Source organism: Streptomyces laculatispora, assembly GCF_017353455.1.
Classification (GTDB): Bacteria; Actinomycetota; Actinomycetes; order Streptomycetales; family Streptomycetaceae; genus Streptomyces; species Streptomyces laculatispora.
In genome coordinates this window covers 1-3930 of sequence record NZ_JAFMPZ010000252.1, presented here as the reverse complement: position 1 = coordinate 3930, position 3930 = coordinate 1, and the positions used below count along the sequence as shown (strand labels likewise).

Below are 3930 nucleotides of genomic sequence, written 5' to 3'. Positions count from 1 at the left end.
TGCCCACCGGCCGGCCGGTGGCTCACCCCTCGATCAGCAGCGCCTCCGAGCCCACCGGCCGGTAGCCCGCCGCCTGGAACGTCCGCACACTGCGGGCGTTGCCGGGCGACTGCTGCGCCCACACCACCGTGTCCGGCACCAGATGCCGGGCCGCCCGCGCCAGCCGTTCGCCGAGCCGCTGCCCGCGCGCCTCCTCGGCCACCTCGATCGCGGTCTCCCAGCGCCCCGCGACGCCGCGTCCGAGGATCAGCACACCGCCCTCGGCCCCCCAGACCCGCACCTCGTCACGGAACTTCATCGCCCTCGCCACCCGGGGGTGTCCGGGGTCGCGGATCTCCCGCAGCTCCAACTCCGGTGCACCCGGCAGCGCGGGTGCGACCGTGAGCAGGTCGATCGTGTTCATCCGCCGGCCGGTCCGGGCCAGCAGCGCGCCCAGGAAGTGCGGATTCATCGTCGCGGCGAGCGCGTCACCGGGGGTGGCGCCCAGGGCGGCCCGCACCCACCGCGGGTCCTCGTCCGTGAACACCACCGAGTGCGCGGTGAACGCCAGCACCCCGGCATCCCGTACGTTCGGCTGCCGCACCACCGTCGTGGCCCCGTCCGGCGGCGGAAACCGCCCCTGCGCCGCGGCTGCCAGGATCCCCGCCAGTGCATCGGTCATCGCGCCGTACTCTCCCCGCTCCGGGCCACCGCCCGCCGGGCGGCGGACGGACCCACCCATGATCGATGACCGGCCGCCGCGATCGCCATCCGTCAGGCCCGTTAATCTGACCTCCGTCATATAGGCATTACGAAGGGGCGGAACAGTGGCGGACATCGAGTCGGCGCGCAAGGCGTTCGAGCGGTTCGACCTGAACGGCGACGGGCTGATATCGGCTGCCGAGTACAAGAGCGTCATGGCTCAGCTGGGGGACCCCTATGTCACCGAGCCGGTCGCGCAGGCCGTGATCAACTCCCACGACGCGAACGGTGACGGCCTCCTCACCTTCGACGAGTTCTGGGCCGCGCAGAACAAGGGCTGACGGCCGAGGACCCCCGGCCGGCGGGCCGGGGGCCGCGGACCCGCTTCCCTCACGAGCCGGACGGGCCGGCGGGACCGTCCCCGTCGAAGGCCTCGTCCGGCGTCGCCACCGGGTGGAACAGGTCGTGCAGCCGGCCGGCCCGCAGCAGCCGCAGGATCCTCGGGCAGTCGCAGACGAGCCAGAACCGCCCGTCCCGGTCCAGCACCCGCCGACGGGCCCGGCACAGCAGCGTCAGTCCCGAGCAGTCGAGGAAACTCACCTCGGTCAGGTCGACCACCACATGCGGTGACCCGTCCGACGTGGCGACGTCGAGGGCCGGTGCGATGAGGGTCGCGGTCGCGATATCGATCTCGTCGCGCAGCGCCACCACCGTCCGGCCGTTCCTGCGGTAGACGCGGCCGCACGGCTCGGGCAGGGGGACCAGCGCAGGGGATGCCGTGGGGGACAGCCTCTCGGTCATGATGCCTCTCCTCGCAGCGCCGAATCCGCGGAAGCACCCGGGCCTGGGTGGCTGTCAGTGAGGTGACAGTCGGTGAACCTAACCCGAGACCCGCGGCGGGTGGGGGTGCAGAAACGTTCGAGCCTCTCGTAATGCGTCCTTCCGGGTGAATGTTCGATGGCGCCGTGGACGGCGGGGGGCTATTTGTGTGGTTGTCGGTCAGGAAAGGGGGTGGGCGGTGCTCCACTCACGTGTGCCCGCACCCGCCCGCCGCAGGTCCGCGGCGGCCGTACTCATCAGGGCGGGGGCCTGCCTCCTGGCCGTGGCGGCCGCTCTGCTGGGCGCCACCGCCGTCGCCCGCGGCACCGGTGAACTGCGCATACCCGCCGCCGGAACCGCCACCCTGCTGCGTACGGTCCTCTTCGGCGCGCTCGCCGTTCACCTCGGCGGCCTCGCCGCCACCGCGCTGGCCCGCTCGCTGCCCGACCGGCCGGAAACCGCACCGCGCGGCTGGGCCGCGGCGGCCTCCGTCGCCGGGGCACTGGCCGCGGCCGGACAGATCCTCCGGCTCGCCCAGATAAGCGATCTCGGCCTCGTCGAGACCTACGGCACCCGCGAGGGCGGGCTCCTCCTCCTCACCGCCAACGGCTTCGCCCTCGCCGCGTGCTGCGCCGCGAGCAGCCGCCCGGCACTGGCCGCCGCCCCGCTCGCCCTGGTCATCGGCGCGGAGGCGTTGCGCGCCCACCCCGAGGCGTACAGCCCCGTGGTGGGCGCCGCGCTCACCGTCGTCCACCTGACCGCCGCATCGCTCTGGTGCGGCGGGCTGCTCCAGGTGCTGCGCACCATGCGGCTGTGGCGGCGGACCGGGCCCGGGGCTGCCCGCGCGCTGCTCGGCCGCTACGCCCGGCTCGCCGGGTGGCTGTACGCGGCCCTGGCGGTGACCGGCACGTTCAGCGCCCTGCGCCGACTGCCGCCGGATGTCGTCCTCACCTCGGCGTACGGGCGCGCCCTGCTGGTCAAGCTGGCGCTGATGGCCGTAGTGAGCGCGCTGGCGCTGGGAGCGCGCCGGAGGCTGGGGTCGGACCCGGACCCCGCGGTCGCCCGGCGCCGGGCACGCCGCGAACTGGTCGCCCTGGCGGCGGTCGTCCTGGTGTCGGCGGTCCTGACCGTCGTACCCGACCCGCACTGGCTCAGCACCCGCTGACCGCCACCGGGCGCTTCCGGTCCGGGGCCGCCCGCTCAGCGCCGCCCGCGGTAGGGCGCCCAGCCGCGCAGTTCGTCGTCGCGCGGGGCGCGCACCGTCCCGGGGGCGCCGGGGCCGAAGAGCATCACCGGACGCGACACGTCCCAGGCGGGCCACCCCGGGTCGCCGGAGACGGCGAACCGCACCCATGCCGCGTGCATCGCGTCGGCAAGCTCCTGCGGGGCGTCCCGGCCCGCGAGCGCGACCGCGTCCGGCCGGTCCAGGTTGTCGAAGACGAAGCCGATCTCCAGCCCGTGGCAGGCGCCGAGCCGCTGGACGGGGGACGGCCAGCCGAACTCGTAGAGGTGCGTGCCGCCGACCGCGCCGGTGCGGGCGTCCGCCAGCCGGTTCAGCGGTACGCGCAGCAGCAGGTCGGTGGCGAGGGCGCCGAGCAGTTCGCCGGGGGTGGCGCCGGGCCGGTTCGCGCGGTAGGTACGGGCCGTGGCGCCCGGCACCTTGAACTTCATCAGGGCCAGCCGGAGTTTCGTACGGGAGAGCCGTTCGGTGAGCCCGCTGGGCACGAACCAGAGCCGGTACTCCTCGGTGTTGGAACCCATCAGCAGATCGACGCCGGACGCGGCGCCGTCCCGCAGCGCCTCGGCCGGCTCGCGGGGCAGCAGATCGCCGTCCACCACGATCTGGAAGGAGTTCCCGCCGGTCAGCGGGGAGCCGCCGCTCGTCACCGAGGTCTGCGCCGCCAGGAGCGCGGCCGGGTCCACGGCGGCCAGGTCTCGCGCCGTCGCCGCCACCCCGAGCCGTTTCGCGATCAGCTCGGTGGTGCGACGGCCCTTGTCCAGGGGGAGCGCGGACGGGGCCCCGCTCTGCAGCACCGCGCGCCGGAACAGACCCCGGGCCCGCGGCGCGGCGAGCAGCGCGCCGATGCTGATGGCACCCGCCGACTCCCCGCACACCGTCACCAGGTCCGGATCGCCGCCGAAGCCCGCGATGTTGTCCCGGACCCAGCCGAGCGCCGCGAGCTGGTCGAGCAGCCCCCGGTTGGCGGGCGCGTCCGGGAACACCCCGAAGCCCTCGATGCCGAGCCGGTAGTTGAGCGACACGAGCACCACACCGTCGCGCGCGAAGGCGGCCCCGTCGTACAGCGGGACGGCGGACGAGCCGTGCAGCAGTGAGCCGCCGTGGATCCAGACGAGGACGGGCAGCCCGGTGCGGGCGGGCGACGGCGTCCACACATTGAGGTTGAGGCAGCCGTCGCCCGCCCGCACCGG

General features: G+C 74.7%; 5 protein-coding genes. 2 read left to right on the top strand and 3 right to left on the bottom strand.

Translation table 11 applies throughout. From position 1 onward, the window contains the following. Positions 1–22: 22 nt before the first annotated feature. Positions 23–661, bottom strand: coding sequence for a GNAT family N-acetyltransferase (locus J1C73_RS14140; RefSeq protein WP_207316682.1), 639 nt, complete (start codon positions 659–661; stop codon positions 23–25). Positions 662–806: 145 nt separating this feature from the next. On the opposite strand from J1C73_RS14140, the gene J1C73_RS14135 reads away from it, so the two are divergent. After that, the gene (locus J1C73_RS14135; RefSeq protein ID WP_123461777.1) at positions 807–1022 is read left to right on the top strand and encodes an EF-hand domain-containing protein; all 216 of its coding nucleotides are present in this window, start codon (positions 807–809) and stop codon (positions 1020–1022) included. Between the two features lie 49 nt (positions 1023–1071). Here J1C73_RS14135 and J1C73_RS14130 read toward each other — a convergent pair whose 3' ends face one another. Beyond that, positions 1072–1482, bottom strand: coding sequence for an STAS domain-containing protein (locus J1C73_RS14130; protein ID WP_207316681.1), 411 nt, complete (start codon positions 1480–1482; stop codon positions 1072–1074). A 217-nt stretch (positions 1483–1699) separates the two neighbouring features. Between J1C73_RS14130 and J1C73_RS14125 the strand changes: the two genes are divergently transcribed. After that, the gene (locus J1C73_RS14125) at positions 1700–2665 is read left to right on the top strand and encodes a CopD family protein (protein ID WP_207316680.1); all 966 of its coding nucleotides are present in this window, start codon (positions 1700–1702) and stop codon (positions 2663–2665) included. A gap of 35 nt (positions 2666–2700) precedes the next feature. Here J1C73_RS14125 and J1C73_RS14120 read toward each other — a convergent pair. After that, a partial coding sequence (locus tag J1C73_RS14120) for a carboxylesterase/lipase family protein (RefSeq protein ID WP_207316679.1) occupies positions 2701–3930 on the bottom strand: 1230 nt, incomplete at its 5' end.